Genomic DNA, 14,460 nt, shown 5'->3' with positions numbered 1-14,460 from the left:
GGTGGCACGCTCTGCAATGACCGTTAGGGTGCGCACCTGTGCGCACGCGGTACGGATATGCAGTGTTGGCTCCGAATGACGTCAGTACGTCCCCGGCAGCAGGATATTCCTGTCCACGTCCCGCACATCGCGCAGCCCGCAAAACGCCATGGTCAGGTCAAGCTCATTGCGGATGATCTCGAGACACCTGCTCACGCCCGCCTCTCCCATCGCGCCCAACCCGTACAGGAACGGCCGGCCGATATACACGCCCTTGGCGCCCAGCGCCAGCGCGCGGATCACGTCCTGCCCGGAGCGCACGCCGCCGTCCATGTGCACCTCGATCTGCTTGCCAACCGCTTCCACGATCGCAGGCAGCGCACCGACGCTCGACTGCGCGCCATCCAACTGCCGCCCGCCGTGATTCGACACCACCAGCGCATCGGCGCCGCTGTCGACCGCCAGCCGCGCGTCTTCCGGGTCCATGATGCCCTTGATGATCAACTTGCCGCCCCAGCGCTTCTTGATCCATTCAACGTCCGCCCACGACAGCGCCGGGTCGAACTGCTGACTGGTCCACGACGACAATGAGCTCATGTCCGAGACGCTGGTCGCGTGGCCGACGATATTGCCGAACTGGCGGCGCGGGGTGCGCAGGATGTGGTAGACCCAGCGCGGCTTGGTCATCAGGTTCAGGATGTTCGGAATCGTCAGCTTGGGCGGCGCGCTCATGCCGTTGCGGATGTCCTTGTGGCGCTGCCCCAGCACCTGCAGGTCGAGCGTGAGCACCAGCGCCGAGCAGCGCGCGGCCTTGGCGCGGTCGATCAGGCGGTTGATGAATTCGCGGTCGCGCATCACGTACAGCTGGAACCAGAACGGCTTGGTGGTATGCGCCGCTACGTCCTCGATCGAGCAGATGCTCATCGTCGACAGGGTGAACGGCACACCGAACTGCTCGGCCGCGCGCGCTGCCAGGATCTCGCCGTCCGCGTGCTGCATGCCGGTCAGGCCCGTGGGCGCGAGCGCAACCGGCATCGACACCTCCTGGCCGACCATCGTGCTTTTGGTGGTGCGGTTCTCGAGGTTCACCGCCACCCGCTGGCGGAATTTGATCTTCCGGAAGTCCTCTTCGTTGGAACGGTAGGTGGACTCGGTCCACGAGCCGGCGTCGGCGTAATCGTAGAACATGCGCGGCACGCGCTTTTTCGCCAGGACCCGCAGGTCTTCGATGTTGGTAATGACGGTCATCTCTTCCTTTTAGCTTGCGTTATCAATCGCCCCGCTGTCGAGTGGAAGGTCGAGGATGAAGGTGGTGCCTTGCCCCGGCTCGCTCTCCACCCGCACTGTACCTTTCAACAGCGAGGTCACGATGTTGTAGACGATGTTCAGCCCAAGTCCGGTTCCGCCCTGCCCCATCCGGGTAGTGAAGAACGGGTCGAAGATGCGGCCCAGGTGTTCGCGCGCGATGCCGCGTCCGTTGTCGTGGAACTCGATGCGCACCCGGTCCCGCACCGGCGTAAAGGCCGACAGCTGCATCTGCCCGCCCGGTTCGTCGAATGCGTGCAGCAGCGAGTTGTTGACGAAGTTGATCAGTACCTGGCCGAGCGGCCCGGGAAAGCTGTTCATGACGATCCCGTCCGGGACGCGCAGTTCGAGCAGGTGCCCTTCGCGCCGCACCTTGTTCATGATCGTGGCCGCGATCTCCTGGCTGACCTGCGCCAGTTCGAAGCGGCGCCGCTGCGCGCTGGCCTGGTCCACCGACACCTGCCGGAAGCTGTTGACCAGTTCGGCCGCGCTGTGCAGGCTGCGCGTGATCAGGCCGGACGCCTCGCGCGAGTCCGCAATCCAGCTTGCCAGTTCGGAGCGGCGCAAGGAAGCGTCCTCGAAGCGCGTGGCCATCTGCGCGGTCTTTTCCTGCAAAGTGCTCGCCATCAGCAGGCTGTTGCCGATCGGGGTATTGAGCTCATGGGCCACGCCCGCCACCAGCGAGCCGAGGGAGGCGAGCCGCTCCTGCGCCGCCAGCTGCGCCTGGGTTTCCTTGAGCCGGCGATAGGCATCGGCGTTGTCGAACGCGACCCCGACGTAGGCGGCGAGCGTGCGCAGCATGTCCAGCTGCACCGGCCGATAGGCGGCGGGGGCAAAGCTCTGGACCGTGACCGCGCCCAGCACCCGCCTGCCGACCAGGATCGGCACGAACATCAGCGAACGCGGCAGGCGCAGGGGGACGTCGGCGCACGGCAGCGCGACGCGTGCCGCCTCCTCCGGGCGGGCGCCCGGCAGGAAGTCGCGGCACTGGCGCTCGATGTCCTCGATGAACACTTCGCTGCCGTGGTTGATGCACCATGCGGCGAGCTGGTGCGGCTGCGCGGCGGGCCGCTCGAATGGCGTGCAGCGCCGGCCACCGACGACCGCGAACGGATACGCGAGCAAGCCGCGTTCCGGGCGCCCGATCACGATGGCGAACACGCTCGCATCCATCAGTTCGTGCACGTGTTCATATAGCGTGCCCATGATCGCCTCGCTGTCCAGGTTCGCGGTCAGCTTGCGTCCGATCGCCGACAGCCGCGAAATGTCGCGGTGCGCCTGTTCGACCACTTCCTTCTGGCGTTCCACCTCCTGGCGGCGCTGCTCGGCCTCTTCCTTCTCGAGCCGCAGTTCGCCGGTACGCTCGGCCACCTCGTGCTCGAGCGTCTGCTTCTGCTGCACCAGCGCGCGCACCCGCAAGCGATAGCCAGTGTACGCCGCGCTCAGCGCCACAACCAGCGCGAGCGTGCGGAACCACCAGGTCTTCCAGAATGGCGGCGCGATGGTGATTCGAAGCGTGGTCGGCTGCTCGCTCCAGACGCCATCCTTGTTTGCGGCGACCACGCGGAACACGTACTGGCCCGGATCGAGGTTGGTGTAGGTCGCATACGGCTTGCTGGCATCCGCGTCGGCCCAGCCCTCGTCGAAGCCCGCCAGCTGGTAGGCGTAGCGGTTACCGCCGGGGTCGGCGTAATGCAGCGCCGCGAACTGGATCGTAAACACCGATTCCCGGTGATTGAGCGTGACCTCGCGCGCACCGCCCAGCGGGCGCGAACGGTTCGCGACCTGGAAGTCCGTGATCGCGACCACCGGCGGATAGGGATTGTCGCGGATTGCTTCGGGCATGAACGAGGTCAGCCCGCGCACGCCGCCAAAATGCAGCTGGCCGTCCGCGCCGTGCCAGGCCGAACCGACGAAGTACGAACCGTCGATCAGGCCATCCTTGGCGGTGTAGTACTTTAACTGCCCGGTCGCGGGATCGAGCCGCGAAATCCCCTGCGTGGTGCTAACCCAAAGCATGCCCGATGCGTCTTCCAGCATGGCGCCGATCGGCACCGGTTCCGGTCCGCTGCTGACGCGGAATAGTCGGAACGTCACCTTGCCGTGCTTGTCCCGCTCGAGCCGCTGCAGCCCTCCGGCGGTGCCGACCCACAAATCGCCCCGCGCCGACTCGAGCAGGCTATAGACGCGGTCGTGGCGCAGGCTCGTCGAATCGGCTGGATCATGGCGGAAATGGGTGAACTTGCCGCTGGCCTCATCAAAACGATCCAGGCCGTTGGCGGTGGCGATCCAGATTGCGCCGTCGGCCGCTTCGAGCAGCGCATAACCGTAGTCCTCACCCAGGCTGTTTGGGTCGCCCGCATGGTGGCTCCAGCTGCGCGTTCTCCCATCCGGCGACAGAGAGAACAGGCCACCGCGCGTAACCGCCCACAGGTTGCCGTTGCGGGCGATGCGCAGCGCCTGAATGAAGCGATCCTCGGCGTCTGCGCTACGGTCCAGCATCACCTGGGTAAAACGTCCGGTGGCGGGATCGAGCCAGGCAAGTCCGTTGGAGGTGCCAACCCAAAGCCGTCCAGGCGCACGCGCCAACGCCGTGACCGTGTCGTCCGGCAGACCGCCACGGCTTGCGCGGATCTGCTCGGTGTGGCTAGTGCGCGGATCGATGCGGATCAAGCCGCCGCCGGTCGTGCCAAGCCAGAGACGTCCGTCGGGATCGCCGACGATGGCGCGCACCTTGCCATTGCCGATGTTGGCGCTGGCATGGGTGAATCGCGAAAAGCCGCCGCTGGCCAGGTCAGTGCGGTTCGCGCCGCCGAACAGCGTGCCTACCCACAGCGTCCCGGTGCGATCGACCCAGATCGAGCTCACCTGGTTGTCGGACAGGCTGTGCGGGTCGAGCGCCTCGTTGCGGTAGCTGACAAAGCGCCCGGTGGTCGGATCGAGCCACTTCAGGCCCTCCAGATCGGTGCCCACCCACACGTTGGCGCCGCGGTCGACGTACAGCGCCAGCACGCGCTGATCGTTCATGCCGTCGCGCGCGTCCAGGTGGCGGCGCGTGGGAGCGCCGCCACCCAGGTGCCAGGCTTGCAGGCCGGAGCCGGTGCCCACCCACAGCGTATCGCGCGGGCCCATTGCGAGCGCCTGCACGCTATTGCGGCGCGCATCTGACGCCCGCTCGATGGCAAAGTGTTCGAAGTGCCGGGCGCCGCGCGCAAGCCGGTCGAGCCCATCGGCAGTGCCGACCCAGACTGCTCCCGTATTGTCCACCGCCAGCGCATTGACGCGGTCGTTGCGCAGGCTGGATGGATCGCGCGGATCATGGCGCAGCGTTACGAAGTGCCCGCTTGCGGGGTCGAAGTGGTTAAGGCCGTCGCCAGTGGCGAGCCACAAGCCTCCCTCCCCGTCGGGCGCGATCGCGTTCACCGACTGGTTATGTAACTTGCGCGCGGCACCGGGCGGCGCATAATGCACGAAGCGGCCGGTGGCGGGATCAAAGCGCGTCAGGCCGCCCTTGGTGCCGAACCACAGGCGCCCGCTGGCATCCTCGAACGACGCGTTCACGTAGTTGTCGACAATGCTGCCAGGATCGCGCGGGTCGTTGCGAAAGACGGTGATCTTGTAACCGTCGTAACGGTTCAGGCCGGCCTGCGTACCGAACCACATGAATCCCTGGCGGTCCTGCAGGATGGTAAGCACCGATTCCTGCGCCAGCCCCTGTTCGATCGACAGGCGCTCGAAACGCAGGCTGCGCGACGTCATGCCGAAGGCCGTGGCGCAGGCCACCGCCAGCAGAGTACCCATGCTCCAGCGCGCAATGCGCGCGAAGGTCAAGCCCAGCATATTGATCCGATTCCAAAAGATGAGTAAATCTAACAGAACATCTTACAAAGCTGAAAGAAATTAAGACTTCCGGAAACAAAACCCGGCTGCTATAATGCGTGCATCGGGCGGCTGTAGCTCAGCTGGATAGAGTACTTGGCTACGAACCAAGGGGTCGTGGGTTCGATTCCTGCCAGCCGCGCCAGAATATGAGGGACCAGATTGAAAAATCTGGTCCCTTTTTTCGTTTGGGAATGCGCACGCGAGCCGGCGCAGCTTTGGCCTGCCGTACGACCCGATGCCTTTTGACCACGTCATGCGATCAATGATTATTGATCGTGGGCACTAATTCCGTTGACGATTGCCAACTTCTTCCAGGACGAGCCACGCAACAATGGCTTACCCGGTTCTTTTCCTGGAGGCAATCATCATGCAAGAACGCGTTCCACCACGCGGCTGGATAGAACGCCGCAGCACCGAGCGCCGGTGCGCCGCGGATATCCCCCTGCGCATCCTGGGAGCTGCCCTGTGCGTCTACGGGAACCCGACCAGCCCGACCTATGAACAACGCGGCTTGTGGCTCGCCTTGTCGCTACGCGTGTTGACCAAGCCAAACCGCTCGCGCGCGTCCCACAGCCGGCGGGCCGCCCCCTCCAAGTGAAGGCGGATTGCGTGGCGCGGCGAGATCGCGGCGCCCGGGAGTTTCTTGGAGCATACGACTTTGCCATTCTACGAGGCCCTGATATAATGCGTGCATCGGGCGGCTGTAGCTCAGCTGGATAGAGTACTTGGCTACGAACCAAGGGGTCGTGGGTTCGATTCCTGCCAGCCGCGCCAGAATATGAGGGACCAGATTAAAAAATCTGGTCCCTTTTTTCGTTCTGCCTGCTGCTTTTCGATGTGACGTGCGATTTATCCATCTATTGATCGTACGTACCGAACCCATTGAGACCTGACAACCTCAGCCAGGCTCAGTCACGCAAAAATGGCTGTTCATTACCCGCAGGGGTGGCGATTCTTCCGGATTGCTTCAAGAGAAAGCGCTCCGACTTGGACACCCCCTACAACCTCGTGCTGATGCCATGCGGATCATACTATTCATGGCCATTGTGCTGGCCTCCGCCGTCAATGCTCAAGAAGTCGAATGCCCAAAGTTCTTTCCTGCTGAGGTCATAACTCTTGGGGGCAAGCTTTCGGGCCACGCTGCCAGTGCTCGCCTCACATCAGCCAATCTTTCGTTCGCCTATATGTTTTCTGGGCAGCTTTACGCCGAACAGACGATGGTGCCGCCTGGGGACGAAAAGGTAAAGGGAGGCTGGAATACCGAATTCTATTTCACGCCCGAGGAAAAGCACTGGCTGGTGTGCAGGTACGGCGGCAGTAAGTGGGGTGATGGAAACATCGAACGGTGGGAACAGTTGGGCCAAAAAATCACTTCATGTATGTTAAAGGTCAGAGAGTTCAGGCATCCGCATACCCCGACCGACTGGTCGGCCACGGCTATTTGCAAGTAAGTGCCATGCGAGGAAATATTACTATTTGGCGCTAACACATGCCAGCAAGGGGCTTTGCCTTTCCCGGTAACCGCTGCTATAATGCGTGCCTCGGGCGGCTGTAGCTCAGCTGGATAGAGTACTTGGCTACGAACCAAGGGGTCGTGGGTTCGATTCCTGCCAGCCGCGCCAACTTTTCAAGATAAATGGCTCAGAAGAAATTCTGGGCCATTTTTCTTTTCCCCCTCGCCTTTCCAAAGGTGCCTGTTCGAAATCCGTACGCCATAGTCTTGCGCTGGCCCGTCGTCAGTTGAAGATTTTCTCGTAGGCCTTGAAGGTGCCGCACGCCGCGACTGGCATGGCAACGATCAATCCCGCGCCCAGTGGCAGGATGCCGAGGATCAAGAGAGCACCGGTCAGTACAAAAAACGCCAGCAACGGGACCACATTCTTGAGAGAGCCCAGCAGGCTGAGGCAGATTGCCCGCAAGGGATTGGCGCCGTTCAGGATAACGAGCGCTGGGGCCATGCAAAATGCCATGCATGCAAGCAGCGTCAGGGCAATGACAGCCAGGAAGTACAGGTCGGGTCGGCCGAAGTGTTCGCCGATGAGCCAGGATGGTGCAAGCGCAGGTGCGCCAATCGTCTCGCCCAGCCGGCGCAAGCCCAGTGCAACGGCACTTGCAACGGCAGCCACGATCCAAAGCGATGCACTGCCGTAGACCTGCGCGTGGTCGCACGGAACTTGCTCACCCTGGTCCAACGTGCGGCAGTATCCGGCAACGATCCCGAGATAGAAGATCACCGCTGCCGGGAAGAGGACGGCTCCAACCCTCGTGGAGGTCAGCAACGCCGCGCCAAGCAAAGTCACGCTCAGAACGGCCAAAGGTGCCGTCATCCGCATGAAATAGGACCATCCGGCTCCAAGCCACGCCACCGCGCTGCCGGGATGCACGCAGCCTGTCGTGAAAATGCCCGTCCGGGGATCTGTCCCCGAAGTTTGTGTTCTGTGCATTGCTCTCACCTGGTTGGCGCTACAGGAAGCGGTCCACGCCGGCCGTTGATGCCCTGCTCGCGGACGGGCGCTCCGATTGCATAGTATAGCGCGATTTTATTGCCATTTCGCAAGTAAGGATGGCGAAATATCAACGCCGCAAGCGCTGAGCAAAATTGCTGAATGTTCAATAAAACGCCAAGCCCGGGAACGGACTGTGCGCAAGAGTAGCGCGCGACTTTTTGTAGGACCGGGCTGACGGATTCTTGGCAACTCGACCATTTTTTTACGTTTGGCAAGACGGAAGAGGCCGCTCTCCCTCTGACGGCTGGGTTTTTGACGTACCACGAGGAAATTAATTAACGTCTGGAACTTTAGCGACAGATAGCGCACACATCAATCGAATTACCCGATTTTGATGCTGTGTGCGCTAGGATGAAGGTCCCCGATTCTTGAAACCCCAGCTGCAGGACGCGGCTGTTTCTTTGCGAGGTAAGAAATGAAAAAAACTCTCTTTGCTGCAATCGTCTTGGCTTCTGCTTCTTTCGCTTCCTCGGGCGCGATGGCCCAAACCACGATCGGCAACTCGCCCCAGGCATTGAAGCTGATCGACAACACCGCCTTCTTTGGCGATACCTTCGCCGCCAACAACCAGGGCAACGTGTTCGCCGACAAGTTCACCTTCTCGATTGGCGCTGGCATGAACCAGAACCTCGACGCGATCGTTTCGTCGATCAGCCGCGACCGCAGCACCGGCCTGGATATCTCCGGCATGGCACTGTTCGGGGCGACCGACAACCTGATCTCGCGGGGCGTCTCGCAGCATAGTGGTGCAGCCGATGTCTGGACCCTGCGAAGCGACAACCTGGCGGCCGGTGACTACTACATCCTGGTCCGTGGCACGATGGTGGGCAATGCAGGTGCAAGCTTCGGCGGTGCCGTGGCGCTGGCCCCGGTTCCGGAACCCGAAACCTATGGCATGATGCTGGGCGGCCTGGGCATCCTGGGCTTCCTGGCTCGTCGCCGCAAGAAGCAGAGCCAGTAACAAGCTGAATTGATGGTGGGCGGAGGCGCGTCAATCGCGCTTCCGCTTTTTTTATGTGCGCAGCTTCTTGATCGTGTTGCGGTTGGCGAGGATTTCCTCGATCTGCTCGAAGCGCACCGGCTTGACCATGTGGTGGTCGAAGCCGGCCTCGAAGGCCAGCTGGCGGTCCTTTTCCTGGCCCCAGCCGGTCACCGCGATCAGCACCGTCATCGCCCCGCACGACAGGCGCCGGATGCCGCGCGCCAGGTCGTAGCCGGACATCTGCGGCAGGCCGATGTCGAGAAACGCGAAGTCGGGGCAAAACCGCGCCGCGGCGGTCAGCGCGTCGGGGCCGTTATGCGTGATGACTACGCTGTGCCCCATCGCCGACAGCAGCGCGCCGATGCTGTTGACGAAGTCGACGTTGTCGTCCGCCAGCAGGATGCGGTAGGTCTCCGAAGTGATGAAGGACGCGGCGGTCGGCTTGCTCGGCATTTCGGGACCGACCACGATCGGCAGGCGCACCGTAAAGCTGCTGCCCTTCCCCAGCCCTTCGCTGGCGGCCGCGATGGTCCCGCCATGCAGCTCCACCAGGCGGCGCGTCAGCGACAGCCCGACTCCCAGGCCCGCATTGGTGCGCTCCAGCGTCGAATCGACCTGCACGAACATTTCGAACACCGAATCGAGCATGTCCGGCGCAATGCCGATGCCGGTATCGGCCACGGTCAGCACCAGCTCATCGTCCACGACGCGGGCCGACAGGCTCACGCGCCCGCCGCGGTTGGTGTACTTGGCCGCGTTGTTGAGCAGGTTGGACAGGATCTGCGCGAGCCGGGTCGCGTCGCCATGCAGGAACACCGGCCGGTCCGGCAGGTCGATCGCCAGTTCGTGCCCGTGCAGTTCGATGTACGAGCGCACGACTTCCAGCGCGTCGTTGATCACCGCCTTGAGCTCGACGCGTCCCATCTTGATCGCGAGCTTGCCGGTGTTGATGCGCGAGACATCGAGCAGGTCGTCCACCAGCCGCACCATCTGGCGCAGCTGGCGCTCCATGATGTCGATCGCGCGCTGGGTTGCCTGGGCGTCGCCGCTGCGCAAGCGCAGGATGTCAAGGCCGGTGCGGATCGGCGCCAGCGGATTTCTCAGTTCGTGTGCCAGCGTGGCCAGGAACTCGTCCTTGCGGCGGTCGGCGGAGCGCAGCGCTTCCTCGGCGCGGTGGCGCACGTCCATCTCGTGCTGCAGCGTGCTGTTCGCTTCCTGCAGTGCGCTCGAACGACGCCCGATCTCGGCCAGCATGTCGTTGAAGGCCGCCACCAGCACGCCGATCTCGCCGCTGTTATTGCCCGGCACCCGCAAGGTAAAGTCGCGCCGCTGCATGACCTGGCGCGCGACGTTGGTCACCGCCTCCAATGGCCGCGTGATCGACGCCTGCAGGCGCGAGGCCACCAGGGCCGCGATCAACAGCGAAACCAGCATCACGGCGCCAAGGATCGCCCCGTAGTTGATCAAGCGCTCGACCAGGCCATAGCGCGAGCGCAGGTAGACCGTGCCGAGCAATTCGCCGTTTTCGACGATGTTGTGGAACACCACCAGCTGGCCGCCCTCGATCCGGTGCCCCGGCCGTTCCGGCCGCACCGGCAGCGCGCTGTCGTTCGGATCGTGCGCGTACGAGGCGAACAGCGCGCCGCTGCTGGTGTACACGGCGGCGCCCAGGATCTGCGGACGCACCCGCAGCACCGCCAGGTTCTGCTGCGCGGCCTTGGCGTCGTTGAAGGCGATCGCCGGCGCGGTCACGCTGGCCATGATGTCGGCCTGGGTTTTCAGGTCGTCGACCCAGTAGCGCTGGAAGGTGCGCAGGTCGACCAGCAGCATGGCGATCGCGGCCGCCAGCAGCGCGACGCAGGTGGTCGACACCGCCATCAGCATCAGCTTGCCCCGCACCGAACCGGTATCGGCGGCGCTCATGGCTGCGCTCCCTTCTGCACGTGGTTGGCGACGGTCAGCAGGCGCGAACTGAGCTTCACGTTGTTCCTCTCCGCCACGTCCAGCGCCACATCGAAGCGCACGCGCTCATCGACAATCCTGAAATTGATCACACTGCCGCGGGGAGCGCCGCTCTCACACTCGGTCACCACCAGCAGCGCCCCGGTGGCGGCCTTGACGAGACGCGCGCCTTTCGCGCAATCGCTGCCGGCCACGAACAGCAGGTGCAAGCTTGTGCCCAGCTCGCTTTCGCGCAGCGCCCGCACCGCGACCGGCCGGTTGTTGATGCTGCGTCCCGCAACCGTGCGCGCAAGCTCGGCGGCCATGTCGTCGGCACCGACCACCCCGATCACGATCGGACTGGCGGCGTCGGCAAAAGCGTTGACGGGAAACTCAGTATAGCCGAGGAATTTGTAGAGAAAGGCCACCTTGACGCGTTGCTCGAGCGCGAGGCTGGACGGGCCGCTCTGGGCCGATGCCGGACGCAAGGCGAACCCGGCCGCGGCCAGTACGATGACGCAGCAGCCGAAAGCGGCGCGCACCAGCGCGCGCCTGAGCCTCTTGCGCGGGGGGGCCATGTACATGCGCTCCATGGCCGCTCAGAACCGCAACGTGGCGGAAAACATCACGAACCGCTCGAACAGCTGGCGCGCGCCCTGCGGTCCGAATTCGGCATGCGCGTGATGCAGCAGGTTGCCCCCGGCCACAGCGAGTTCGAGGTTGGGCCGCACCTGCCACGCCACCCGCGCGTCGAGCTCATGATAGGCCGGCACCTGCGGCTGCGGCAGGCTGCCGACATAGCGCAGCGAGAAGTCGGCCTGCAGGTTGTGGGCCAGGTCATGCGAGGAGCGCAGGCTCCAGTAGCGGCGCGGGTCATTGCCCGGGGCCAGGCCGACCAGCCCCGAAACGTCCATGCTGCCGGGCTCGGCCCCGGTGTCGACCCGCTGGATCACGCCGCCGCCGGACAACCGCCAGCTGGGCAGCGGCTGCCAGCCCGCCCACAGCTCCACCCCGCGTGCCACCCCGCGCCCAAGGTTGCCGAACAGGGCCGGCTGGCCCGGGGGCAGCTCGAGCGTGCGCAGGCGGGCGTATTTGCTGTAGAACGCGGTCGCCGAATACGACAGCGTGCCCTTCTGGGCCCGGTAGCCCAGCTCCAGCACGTTGGCGGTTTCGGACACGAAGTTCGGGTTGGCCACGATCAGGTACGGCCCCACGCCGGGCAGCTCGCCATGGTTGGCGATATACATGTCGCGGTCGATGCGCGACGGCGCGCGCACGGTGCGCGAAGCGGCAGCCCACAGCAGGCGCGCACTGTCGGGAGCCCAGGCCAGGCGCACGCTCGGCAGGGCCTCGACGCCGGTATAGATGTTATGTTCGAACTTCACGCCCGCGGTCGCGCGCAGCGTGTCCGACAGGGCAATCTCGTCCTGGGCGAACAGGTTGGCCCAGCGCAGGTTGCGCGTCGCCGGAATGAACTGCAGCGCCGGGCCGTTGCTGATGCGGTCGGTACTATGCCGATAGCCGCCGCCCCACGCCAGGCGATGGCGCGAGCCGATGCGCCCCCCGAACTGCGCCTCCACGTCGAACGTATAGAGGTGCTGGACGGCGACGCCGGCTTGGTCGCGCTGAAACTGGTCGAGGTAGGCCTGCAGCCGCATGTCCGAGCCGTCCTGCAGGGTGCGCGTGAAACTGGCGTTCAGGTTGGCGCCGGCGATCACGATCGGGCCCGGGCTGTCGGCCAGGCGTCCGGTGTAGGCATCGCCACCGATGCTGGCCACCTTGCCCTCCCCGTCCCAGTCGAACCTGAAGCCTGTCTGCGTGCGGTGCCAGCCGCTGCCGCGGATGTCGCGCCCTTCGTTCTCGGTGTCCCCCAGTTCAATCCCCTGGCCGTACACCCGGTACCAGACGCCGTTCTCCAGGCGTCCGCCGTAGCGCACGCTGGCGCTCCTGCCATGTTCGCTGCCGCGTGCCATCGCTCGGCCGCCCTGCGTGTCGCGTGCCGACTTGGTGATGACGTTGATGACCCCGTTGACCGCGTTGGCGCCCCAGATCGTGGCGCCCGGCCCGCTGATCACCTCGATCCGTTCGATATCGGACATCACCACGTCCTGCATGTCCCAGAACACCCCAGAAAACAGCGGCGAATAGACGCTGCGCCCATCGATCAGCACCAACAGCTTGTTCGCCAGGGTCGAGGAGAAGCCGCGCGCGCTGATGGCGTAGCTGTGGGCGTTGGCGCGCGCGACCTGCAGGTTGGGCGCCAGCCGCAGCGCTTCGGGCAAGGTGGCGGCGCCGGAGCGCTGGATGTCGGCGCCGCTGATCACGTAGATCGAGGCCGGGGCCGCGCCCAGCCGCGTTTCCTGGCGCGACACCGAGGTCACCACGATTTCGGACAGCTGCTCGAGCGAATAGTCCGCCAGCGAGGGGGCCGACTGTTCGGCGCCGCACACCTGTACATGCGCGAGCAACAGGGCCGACAATGTGCAGGTGTGAAATAGAAGTCGTTGCATGTTGCAATCGTAGAACATTTTCTTTTATGCACCAAGCCCGCACGATTGCCAGATGTTTCAATTTGATGACAAAGCTATGCTTTCACGAAATAGTGACCATCACAAAGATAAATTGGGCAAATAAGGTGCCGAAAGGCATCATTACACCTGTCTCCTCTATTCTCCTCCAAGGAATAGATTCAGCCCGCCCCTCCAGGCGGGCTTTTTTTTGGTCGCGCCCTCCCGGGCCACGCGCGACTAAAGAGGCGCACCCCCCGCCTGTTTTGTTGTACGATGCGCTCAGTTTCCGTCCATACAACAGAACTCCCCGATCATGCTCGCTCCTGGCAAATCCGCACGCTCCACCGCCTCGTACAACTGGTTCGCCACCAGTCTTGGCGACCCCGCCAGCTGGCCGCACCCGCTGCACCTGGCGACCGACATCTTGCTCAACACCCCGCTGCCGATGCTGCTGGCCTGGGGTGCCGACTCGATCGTCGTGTTCAACGAGGCCTACGCAAAGCTTGCCGGGCCGGGCTACGGCACGGTACCGGGCGGAGCGGTGCCGCCGGTGCTGCCGCCGCCGCTCGCGGCCGCCGGGGCGGAACTGGCGCGCGCCTGGCAAGGCGAGGCGGCGGTGGCGCCGTCCGTCGCGCTTTCGTTCGCGCACGCCGGCGGGGCCACCGAGGAAATCCGCGACGTGCACTTCACGCCGGTGCGGATGGACAATGGCGCGGTGCGTGGCGTGCTGTGCGCCATTGCCCCGGCCGGATCCGATCCGCAACCGGAAGACCAGGGCGGCGCGCTACGCGTGCTGGTGGTCGAGGACAACCTGGACTCGCAATACCTGGTGTGCGAAATGCTCAAGGCGTTCGGCCATCGGGCCGAGGGGGTGGCGCATCCGGAAGACGCCCTCGCCCGCCTGGGCAGCGCCCGCTATGACGTCTTGTTCTCGGACGTCAGCCTGCCGGGGATGTCCGGTGTCGACCTGGCACGCAAGGCGCTCGCTGGCGATCCCGGCCTGAAGGTGATCTTTGCCTCAGGCTACGGCGACGCCTTGCTGCGCCACCTCGAGTTCCCCTACCTGTCCCTGCAAAAGCCCTACGAGCTCGACCAGCTGCAAGGGGCGCTGGACGATGTGGCAAGACAGTTGCACCGGAAAACATAAGTAAAAGCAATCGTGTGCGGTGACCAGGTTGGGCTGGGCTAAAATGATCGGCGGCTTGCTGGCGCGCGGGGCAAGTCATGCCTGCGCAGTATGCTTGCGCAGTTCGCCAGGTTTTCGCGCCGCCCACATGACCATGATTGCTACAGAGCCCACTCGCAGCATCTTGCACCCTCACGTCCCGGTTCCGCCCCGGCCGAAAGCACGCGG

General features: G+C 64.3%; 10 protein-coding genes and 3 tRNA genes. 7 read left to right on the top strand and 6 right to left on the bottom strand.

Features of this window, described 5'->3' with window-relative positions; translation table 11 throughout:
- Positions 1-81: 81 nt before the first annotated feature.
- Together E4O92_RS22645 and E4O92_RS22640 are read right to left on the bottom strand one after the other, a co-directional pair.
- Entirely contained in the window at positions 82-1,227 is a 1,146-nt protein-coding gene (locus E4O92_RS22645) for an alpha-hydroxy acid oxidase (protein WP_135191908.1), read from the bottom strand.
- Between the two features lie 9 nt (positions 1,228-1,236).
- Positions 1,237-5,124: a sensor histidine kinase gene (locus tag E4O92_RS22640; RefSeq protein WP_135191907.1), complete on the bottom strand. Its 3,888-nt coding sequence runs from the start codon at positions 5,122-5,124 to the stop codon at positions 1,237-1,239.
- Between the two features lie 107 nt (positions 5,125-5,231).
- On the opposite strand from E4O92_RS22640, the gene E4O92_RS22635 reads away from it, so the two are divergent.
- The 5 genes from E4O92_RS22635 (at position 5,232) to E4O92_RS22615 (ending at position 6,788) form a co-directional block, all read left to right on the top strand.
- Positions 5,232-5,308: transfer RNA gene (locus E4O92_RS22635), tRNA-Arg, on the top strand.
- Between the two features lie 225 nt (positions 5,309-5,533).
- On the top strand, positions 5,534-5,764 hold the full coding sequence (locus tag E4O92_RS22630; RefSeq protein WP_135191906.1) for a hypothetical protein: 231 nt from the start codon (positions 5,534-5,536) through the stop codon (positions 5,762-5,764).
- A gap of 99 nt (positions 5,765-5,863) precedes the next feature.
- Positions 5,864-5,940: transfer RNA gene (locus tag E4O92_RS22625), tRNA-Arg, on the top strand.
- Positions 5,941-6,203: 263 nt separating this feature from the next.
- Entirely contained in the window at positions 6,204-6,617 is a 414-nt protein-coding gene (locus tag E4O92_RS22620) for an STY0301 family protein (protein WP_135191905.1), read from the top strand.
- Between the two features lie 94 nt (positions 6,618-6,711).
- Positions 6,712-6,788 (top strand) — tRNA-Arg (locus tag E4O92_RS22615).
- Positions 6,789-6,902: 114 nt separating this feature from the next.
- Here the strand turns inward: E4O92_RS22615 and E4O92_RS22610 are convergent.
- Positions 6,903-7,610, bottom strand: coding sequence for a hypothetical protein (locus E4O92_RS22610; protein ID WP_135191904.1), 708 nt, complete (start codon positions 7,608-7,610; stop codon positions 6,903-6,905).
- 508 nt (positions 7,611-8,118) lie between these two features.
- On the opposite strand from E4O92_RS22610, the gene E4O92_RS22605 reads away from it, so the two are divergent.
- The gene (locus tag E4O92_RS22605; protein ID WP_229483678.1) at positions 8,119-8,634 is read left to right on the top strand and encodes an FxDxF family PEP-CTERM protein; all 516 of its coding nucleotides are present in this window, start codon (positions 8,119-8,121) and stop codon (positions 8,632-8,634) included.
- 51 nt (positions 8,635-8,685) lie between these two features.
- Here the strand turns inward: E4O92_RS22605 and E4O92_RS22600 are convergent, their stop codons facing one another.
- Genes E4O92_RS22600 through E4O92_RS22590 form a run of 3 tightly spaced genes read right to left on the bottom strand, consistent with a single transcriptional unit; the run spans position 8,686 to position 13,106 of the window.
- Positions 8,686-10,578: a sensor histidine kinase, YfiR-like protein-associated gene (locus tag E4O92_RS22600; RefSeq protein WP_135191903.1), complete on the bottom strand. Its 1,893-nt coding sequence runs from the start codon at positions 10,576-10,578 to the stop codon at positions 8,686-8,688.
- Positions 10,575-11,180: a TOL_0243 family YfiR-like periplasmic protein gene (locus tag E4O92_RS22595; RefSeq protein WP_167759865.1), complete on the bottom strand. Its 606-nt coding sequence runs from the start codon at positions 11,178-11,180 to the stop codon at positions 10,575-10,577. The genes E4O92_RS22600 and E4O92_RS22595 overlap by 4 nt, the downstream gene beginning before the upstream one ends.
- A gap of 15 nt (positions 11,181-11,195) precedes the next feature.
- Positions 11,196-13,106 (bottom strand): TOL_0244 family TonB-dependent receptor, encoded by a 1,911-nt coding sequence (locus E4O92_RS22590; protein ID WP_167759864.1) that lies wholly within the window; start codon positions 13,104-13,106, stop codon positions 11,196-11,198.
- Between the two features lie 313 nt (positions 13,107-13,419).
- On the opposite strand from E4O92_RS22590, the gene E4O92_RS22585 reads away from it, so the two are divergent.
- Positions 13,420-14,253, top strand: a complete 834-nt coding sequence (locus tag E4O92_RS22585) for a response regulator (RefSeq protein ID WP_135191900.1) — start codon at positions 13,420-13,422, stop codon at positions 14,251-14,253.
- Positions 14,254-14,460 lie beyond the last annotated feature (207 nt).

It is taken from the genome of Massilia horti (assembly GCF_004614195.1).
Taxonomy (GTDB): domain Bacteria; phylum Pseudomonadota; class Gammaproteobacteria; order Burkholderiales; family Burkholderiaceae_D; genus Telluria; species Telluria horti.
The sequence above is the reverse complement of the archived record's forward strand: the minus strand, read 5'-3'. Positions and strand labels throughout refer to the sequence as shown.

What these genes read in the sequence shown, in the direction of transcription:
- E4O92_RS22640 (WP_135191907.1), bottom strand. Translation starts at nt 5,124, where the DNA reads ATGCTGGGCTTGACCTTCGCGCGCATTGCGCGCTGGAGCATGGGTACT.
- E4O92_RS22620 (WP_135191905.1), top strand. Translation starts at nt 6,204, where the DNA reads ATGGCCATTGTGCTGGCCTCCGCCGTCAATGCTCAAGAAGTCGAATGC.
- E4O92_RS22645 (WP_135191908.1), bottom strand. Translation starts at nt 1,227, where the DNA reads ATGACCGTCATTACCAACATCGAAGACCTGCGGGTCCTGGCGAAAAAG.
- E4O92_RS22590 (WP_167759864.1), bottom strand. Translation starts at nt 13,106, where the DNA reads ATGCAACGACTTCTATTTCACACCTGCACATTGTCGGCCCTGTTGCTC.
- E4O92_RS22630 (WP_135191906.1), top strand. Translation starts at nt 5,534, where the DNA reads ATGCAAGAACGCGTTCCACCACGCGGCTGGATAGAACGCCGCAGCACC.
- E4O92_RS22600 (WP_135191903.1), bottom strand. Translation starts at nt 10,578, where the DNA reads ATGAGCGCCGCCGATACCGGTTCGGTGCGGGGCAAGCTGATGCTGATG.
- E4O92_RS22610 (WP_135191904.1), bottom strand. Translation starts at nt 7,610, where the DNA reads ATGCACAGAACACAAACTTCGGGGACAGATCCCCGGACGGGCATTTTC.
- E4O92_RS22595 (WP_167759865.1), bottom strand. Translation starts at nt 11,180, where the DNA reads ATGTACATGGCCCCCCCGCGCAAGAGGCTCAGGCGCGCGCTGGTGCGC.
- E4O92_RS22585 (WP_135191900.1), top strand. Translation starts at nt 13,420, where the DNA reads ATGCTCGCTCCTGGCAAATCCGCACGCTCCACCGCCTCGTACAACTGG.